Raw genomic sequence first — 6,737 nt, 5'->3', positions numbered from 1 at the left:
GTTCCATGCATCAGTCGCTGGTGCAAATGCAAGTGCCATCCTATATAGTCTCGTAGAGACTGCAAAAGCAACAAATCTGAACGTGTTCCAATATATCTATACATTGCTGTTGTACATGCCGGGTTACAAAAATGGGCCTGATGGTATTGAACAATTACTGCCATGGAGTGATTTCATAAAAGAGCATTGTTCCAGATTAATAGATGTTGAAACAGTAACGGTTGAAGATCATCCAGCCATGACTGTTTAAATTTATTGAAAACTAGTAAACGTTGGGAAAGTCTATACGCTATGTTATTCATCGCTTACGTTGCAAGAGCAAGAATGATAGAAAAAATAGATGATATAATTATAATAGATTGAAGCGCAAGAATAAGTATATTTTCTTGAGAGGTTGTATAACCTAATTTTTGAGCAACGAACACAACTATTGGTATAATTATCGCTCATAGAGTTTTAAGCGGCTTTTTTAAAAGTGCAAAATAGTCACATTGAAGTTGTGCAATTTTTGCTTCTGATATCAACATATCAATGGAATCCATATTGTTTATATCAACATTGTATTCATTTAGAACTTGAATTACCATCCTCATTCTCTGATAGGAATATGGAGAATAGTGGTTTTTGAGCATATATTCTAAATTGCTTGTCTTAGAATCAATTTTTAAAAATATAATGGGTGATATTATTGCCAGTAGAATTACTACAAGAGCAATTATATAACATCTCAAAAATAGTATAAAAAGTGAAATTAAGCAGAGCGAGAAAGTCAATACAACTGCAATTTTTCTGTAAAGCGGTAATTTGGTAAAGGGAATGGTACTTTTAATCCCCTTTAATCCTATTTTATAAGAAATAAATAAGTCACAAAATCTCATACGTAAGTCATCCTTTCTACAATAAATAAGAGGTTATTGTGGGAACATCTTAACCATTATTCCCTTAGTCCCCTTCTTTACCACCATACTATCATCCACAAGATGATTCTTGATTTTTTCCATATCTTTTTCCATTGCATTTATAGCTTCTTGATGCTGTTTTTGATCACTAAAACTGTCACTAGCATTTTCGATATTATCCTGCAACTGTTTTGCTTTTAAGTAAGCGCATAGCTTTTTATTAATGGCATGATTTTTAAAGGATATCTTCATTGTGTCGGGGATAAAGTTTCCTTCCTCATCTTTTTCGGCTTCAAAGGTCATATCGACCTGCTCATCCATCTTAAACAGCAAAGACAGTACGTCGGATACGGTTTCTATATCAAAGTCCATAAAAAGGTTAATGCTGATGCCCAGTGCATTTGTTATCTTGAGCAATTGGTCTGGCTTCGGATTACGGATACCATATTCATACTTCTTGATAGTGGCGGAATTAATGCCAGATAGTTGTCCAAGCATTTCTTGCGATATTCCACGCATATTTCTAAAATATTTAATTTTTTCACCAGTGGTCATATCAATTACCCTCCATATTTTTAAGTTTACATTTGTATTCTATCATATGAGGACACATTTGTGTATAAAAAGTTATTTAAAATACTTGACGAACACAAAAGTGTACTGTATAATCAAAAACACAATAGATCACAAAAGTGTACTGATAAAAACAGGAGAGGAGAGACTAATTTGGATAATAGGATGAAAATGTATTTAACTGCAGATGAGGTTGCTGAACTGTTGGGGGTATCCAGAGGATACGCATATAAGGTGGTTCGGGGATTGAATGATGAGTTGAGAGCAAAAGGTTTCAGAGTGATTTCTGGAAAAGTTCCGACAAAATATTCTCAAGAAAAATTCTACGGCATGAAGTTGGCATAAGGAGAGAAAAGGAGTTGATAGAATGTCCATTACAAGAGACGGTAAGCTGTGGCGCAGCCAGTTCTATTATGAGGACTGGCAAGGCAAACGCCATAAGAAGTACAAAAGAGGTTTTAAAACAAAGAGTGAAGCAGAGGCATGGGAGCGGGACTTCCGGCAGCAACAGCAAAGAGATTTAGATATTAAGTTCGATAACTTTGTGGAAATTTACTATAAAGATATGGAACACTGTTTACGGGAAAGCACCATTATAAACAAGCGATATGTATTTGATTTGAAGGTAACACCTTACTTCAAGAATAAAAAGATGTGCGAAATCAAGACTGCTGATATTAGAGAATGGCAGAACCTGTTAATCAAAAAGGGATATGCCCCCACATATTTGTAAAGTATCAATAATCAGTTAGCAGCACTCTTTAATTACGCAGTCCGATACTATGACCTCAAAGACAATCCATGCAGAAAAGCTGGCAGTATTGGTAAAAGCAAGGCAGACGAAATGGAATTTTGGACGAAGCAGGAGTTTAAAGAGTTCATTTTCGCTATGAAAGAAAAACCGGAGGCAAAGATGGCTTTTCTGATTCTATACTGGACGGGGATACGGATTGGAGAATTACTGGCTTTGACTTATGAGGATATTGATTTAGAGAAGCGAATTATCAGTATTTCAAAGTCATATCAGCGTATCAAAGGCAAAGATATGGTGACTCCGCATAAGACACCGAAAAGTAATCGTTAAGTAACAATTCCGCTATTTCTGGCAGAAGAATTAAAAGAGTATTGCAGTAGGCTATATGGCATCACGCCCAAAGAAAGGATGTTCCGATTTACCAAGTCATTTATGGAGCATGAGATTGTAAGAGGGATAAAAGAAACGGGAGTAAAGCGTATTAGATTGCATGATTTAAGGCATTCACACGCATCCCTGCTTGTAGAAATGGGATTTCAGCCATTGGCGATTGCAGAGCGTTTGGGGAATGAGAAAATAGAAACCACATTAAACACCTATTCCCATCTATACCCCAATAAACAAGCTGAATTAGCAGAACAATTAGAAATCGTCAATGGAGAGGAGGCATAGCCATGAGCGGAGTTCATAAATACCCGACAATCAGCTTTCGGGTTTCGCCAAGAGAGCGTGATGAAATCGAAGCAAAAATTATAGCCAGCGGAATGCAAAAGAAAGACTATTTCATCCGCTCCTGTATTTATAACAGGGTTTGTGTAGTTGGTAAAAAGGAAGTAATCTATCGGCTGGTAGAAGAATTACAGATTATGCAAATGAATCTTAATGATGTTGTGAGTCAATTTGAACAGCAAGAGGTCACGTTATCAAACGAAGGCTTGGAGAAATGAGAAATGACTGTCTGAGTATGCTGAAAGCCATATTGTGGATGTTGGATGGTGTAAAATATCTTTGGCAGGAAACGGAGGAAAATAAAGAAAAAAGTCCCGACAGCAGCAACTGTTAGGACTTCACACAATGGAAAACATCTGTTATCCAAAGTATTACAGCACAAGTATAGCAGAGGTTTTCCAGAGTATCAATAATAATCATTCGAATGGAGGCTTTATGGAAGAAGAAAGAACAGACTTAAAGTTAATAAAACTATCGGAGATACAGTCGCAGGAAATTCAATGGCTGTGGTATCCGTTTATCCCATATGGAAAATTAACAATTATTCAAGGTGATCCGGGGGATGGAAAGACTACACTGGTCTTAAATATAGCGGCTCAATTATCAAAAGGAAGTGGACTTGATAAGGATGTGAAAGTACCAGCGCCTATGAACATTATCTATCAGACAGTCGAGGACGGTTTAGCCGACACGGTAAAACCGAGATTGAAATTAGCGGGAGCAGATTGTGAAAGAATCGTAGTTATTGATGAAAGTGACAAGATGCTTTCTATGGTAGATGAAAGGCTGGAACAAGCACTTATTAGGACGAATGCCAAGTTACTGATTCTTGATCCAATTCAAGCCTATTTAGGCGGCGGGATTGACATGAATAGGGCAAATGAAGCCAGAGATATGACAAAGAAATTAGGGCTGTTGGCGGAGAAGTATCAATGTGCCATCGTCCTGATTGGTCATATGAATAAGGCGGCGGGAAACAAAGCTGCTTATCGGGGAATGGGTTCCATAGATTTCTTTGCCGTAGCAAGAAGCGTTCTTTTGGTAGGGAGAATAGAAGGTCAGGCAGATGTGAGAGCGGTTGTTCAGATTAAAAATAATCTTGCAGCCTTTGGGCATCCCAAAGCATTTTCATTATCAGAAAACGGTTTTCAATGGCTGGGAGATTACGATATAACAGCAGATGAAGTATTGGGCGGTACTGCTCCAAAAGCAAATAAACTGGAACAGGCAAAGCAATGGCTTCGGAAACTTGCCAAAATCAATAAAACAATGCCAAGTAGTGAAATTTTTGAATTGGCAGATGCAGAAGATATCTCCAAAAGGACTCTGGAAAATGCCAAGAAAGAATTAAACATCAAAGCCAAGAAAATCAACAATTCATGGTATTGGGAACTGAAAAATATAAAGTAATTATAGTGAAGAACGCAACAATGCAGCGTATATAGAATTTGCGGAGATGGACAATGCAAGGTTGCAAAAATCATAGACATTACGTTGTTGCGGACTTGAAAAATGGAGGATAAAATTTGAAGCAGATACAAATATCAGAGGAATTATTTATAGCATTGATGAAATACCACATCATGGGTGTGCAAGAGGTTCAGCCGGAAATAGAGAAAGGACTGATGGATAAGATGGATTCCATAACCATGCGCCTATTATATTCAAAATACAAAACAGCACCTTCGGAGGAAGAGAAGGAAAAAGCTAGAAAAGAGTATTTGGATAAAAGGGGAGTGCCGGAAAGTTTCCGGTGGTAGGTTTTCGTTAACTACCAATAACAGGAGCGTGGCACGCACCTGTTGATAGCGGACAAAGAGAAATGCGAATGAAAAGACAGTACGCTATGGCGGGGAAGTAAGTGAATTATTGTCGTAATATGCCTTTTGCTATTCTAAAGATAAACAGTAGAGGAGATTATAATGCAGCCCGGAAACGGGCATGAAGTTCGTAAACGGATACCCTACGGTATCCACTCACAAAAGTGCAGGAAGGGGGTACGCTTATTGGCAAGACACTCATTCATACAGATGTCGAAGCTGACAAATTTGAAAGGTCGGATTAGTTATATATCCAGCCATGTACGACAAGAAAATCTGTATGCGGTGTATGAAACAACGGAACGAAAATTTTGGAATGAACTGGCAAAGTGTAATCAGGAGGAATTCAAGAAAAGTGGTACGGAAGGATCGTGTATAGAAGCACGAGAATTGATTATAGCTTTGCCGGAGAGTTTTGTGGAGTATGAGCCGGATATGCTGCTAAAATTGTTTGTGGAGCATTTTAAGCAGCAATATGAGGTAGAAGCTATTGGAGCATTGCATCATAATAAACGGAAAACAAATTATCATATCCATCTCATCTTTTCTGAACGAGAATTGTTGGAGAAACCAGTCGAGAAGGTTGCAACCCGTAACATGTTTTACGATGAAACGGGGCGGCATGTACGCACTAAAAAAGAGATAATAGATGAGGCTGGTCAGTTAAAAAACGGTTGCAAGATTATCTCGAAAGGGGAGGTGTATGAACGGAAGTTATTTACACCCAAAAAAGCAAAATTAAGTCGGAACTGTTTTTAAAAGAGGTAAAGGCATCATTTACAAATCTCATTAATTTATATGTGAAGGACGAAAAAGAGCAGTTAAAGGTATTTGATAAGCAGGGAGTGTACCTGCCAATGAAAAAGATTGGGAAAAATAATCCAAAGGCAGAGCAGATGCAGTCGGATAATCAATTAAGACAAGACTGGAATCAAACAGTGGATAGAGCCTTGTTAGGTGGAGTGCCGGAGACACAGATTATGAATATTAAACAGATGGAGATTTCTGAAAAAGTAAAAACTTTGGTAAGAAAAGAAGGGAAATGCCCACAGCTATTTGCAAATGTTTTAAAGGGGGCAATCACTATATTGCAAATACTGATATTTAAAGTGCTAAATGCCGTAAATTCAAGTAAAACTATTGATGAAAAATCTGCATATCTGCCATATGAACAAAAGAAAAACAAAGAGATACCGTCTGTACCACCTGCGAAGTCGGAATTGGCAAATAACTTTCCGAGATTACAAGTGATTTTTGAAAAGCTTAATAATCAGAATATTGCGATTCATAAAAAAGAGCAAGTTCTGGTTGAAGCTAATAGGGAACTGGGGAGTGTGAAAGGTATTTTTAAAGGAAAACAACGGAAAGTGTTGCAGGAGAATATCGGGGAATTAACTACTCAGATTGCTAGTATGAAGCAGTGTTTGTCCAACGGTGTGCGGGATTATGGATACAAAAATACAAAAGCGTTTCTGGCTGATTATAATGCCGCAAAAGCAGATTACGACAGTTACCAAAAATCAATAAAAAAATGGGAAAATAGTACGGAAAAAAGCAAAGAACCAGTTAGCGTAATGGAAACACTGAAGAAGTACAAGCAAAGAATAAAAGCTACAGATAACAAGAAAAATCAGGTTCGTACCCGTTCCAAAGATAGGGGCGAAAGATAAGGAGTGACTTATGAAAAAGCATATTTACGATGAGGGAAACGGTTTGTTTTACACATTGGAAGGAGATTTTTATTTGCCGGATTTATTACCGCCGCAGGAGGCAGCCCCTACCTATGGAAAAAATGGGAGGCTGAGACTTCAATATTTAAAGGAACACCGCCGAGTATTTTATACCTGCCTACTCACACAAGGTCGGCTGGTGGAGCATTTGAACAATATAGATAAAATTGCAATAGAGAAGGTAGATAGGATTGTAGAATCTATGAAGATGCAGCAAGGTATTACAGAGGAG

10 protein-coding genes and 2 pseudogenes are annotated in these 6,737 nt (G+C 37.8%); 10 read left to right on the top strand and 2 right to left on the bottom strand.

Annotation, left to right across the window (positions count from 1 at the left end):
- On the top strand, window positions 1-250 hold a 250-nt coding region (locus RHS_RS23930; RefSeq protein ID WP_047834575.1), incomplete at its 5' end, for a transposase domain-containing protein.
- Between the two features lie 196 nt (window positions 251-446).
- Here RHS_RS23930 and RHS_RS23925 read toward each other — a convergent pair.
- Together RHS_RS23925 and RHS_RS23920 are read right to left on the bottom strand one after the other, a co-directional pair.
- Window positions 447-878, bottom strand: a complete 432-nt coding sequence (locus tag RHS_RS23925) for a hypothetical protein (RefSeq protein ID WP_395023470.1) — start codon at window positions 876-878, stop codon at window positions 447-449.
- Between the two features lie 33 nt (window positions 879-911).
- Complete coding sequence (locus RHS_RS23920) at window positions 912-1,454, bottom strand: helix-turn-helix domain-containing protein (protein WP_047834574.1); 543 nt, start codon at window positions 1,452-1,454, stop codon at window positions 912-914.
- Window positions 1,455-1,637: 183 nt separating this feature from the next.
- Between RHS_RS23920 and RHS_RS23915 the strand changes: the two genes are divergently transcribed.
- The 9 genes and pseudogenes from RHS_RS23915 to RHS_RS23885 all read left to right on the top strand — a co-directional run.
- Window positions 1,638-1,817 carry an ICEBs1 excisionase gene (locus tag RHS_RS23915; RefSeq protein ID WP_395023474.1) on the top strand — a complete coding sequence of 60 codons (180 nt, stop codon included), beginning with the start codon at window positions 1,638-1,640 and terminating at the stop codon, window positions 1,815-1,817.
- A 199-nt stretch (window positions 1,818-2,016) separates the two neighbouring features.
- A complete protein-coding gene (locus RHS_RS31840) occupies window positions 2,017-2,205 on the top strand; it encodes an N-terminal phage integrase SAM-like domain-containing protein (protein WP_395023472.1) in 189 nt (62 codons plus the stop codon).
- 111 nt (window positions 2,206-2,316) lie between these two features.
- Window positions 2,317-2,898, top strand: a pseudogene (locus RHS_RS31835) (site-specific integrase).
- A 2-nt stretch (window positions 2,899-2,900) separates the two neighbouring features.
- Window positions 2,901-3,289, top strand: a pseudogene (locus RHS_RS23905) (plasmid mobilization protein).
- Window positions 3,290-3,390: 101 nt separating this feature from the next.
- Complete coding sequence (locus RHS_RS23900; RefSeq protein WP_047834572.1) at window positions 3,391-4,365, top strand: AAA family ATPase; 975 nt, start codon at window positions 3,391-3,393, stop codon at window positions 4,363-4,365.
- Window positions 4,366-4,481: 116 nt separating this feature from the next.
- Window positions 4,482-4,715 carry a hypothetical protein gene (locus RHS_RS23895; protein ID WP_047834571.1) on the top strand — a complete coding sequence of 78 codons (234 nt, stop codon included), beginning with the start codon at window positions 4,482-4,484 and terminating at the stop codon, window positions 4,713-4,715.
- 246 nt (window positions 4,716-4,961) lie between these two features.
- Window positions 4,962-5,534 carry a MobA/MobL family protein gene (locus RHS_RS31830; RefSeq protein WP_395023468.1) on the top strand — a complete coding sequence of 191 codons (573 nt, stop codon included), beginning with the start codon at window positions 4,962-4,964 and terminating at the stop codon, window positions 5,532-5,534.
- 98 nt (window positions 5,535-5,632) lie between these two features.
- A complete protein-coding gene (locus tag RHS_RS31825) occupies window positions 5,633-6,445 on the top strand; it encodes a hypothetical protein (protein ID WP_395023466.1) in 813 nt (270 codons plus the stop codon).
- Between the two features lie 10 nt (window positions 6,446-6,455).
- Window positions 6,456-6,737, top strand: a 282-nt coding sequence (locus RHS_RS23885; protein WP_047834570.1) for a TnpV protein, incomplete at its 3' end; no start/stop codon positions are given.

Origin of the sequence: Robinsoniella sp. RHS (genome assembly GCF_001029355.1) — a bacterium.
GTDB classification, from domain to species: domain Bacteria; phylum Bacillota; class Clostridia; order Lachnospirales; family Lachnospiraceae; genus Robinsoniella; species Robinsoniella peoriensis.
Note: the sequence above shows the minus strand (reverse complement) of the source record. Positions and strands in the feature narration are given on the sequence as shown.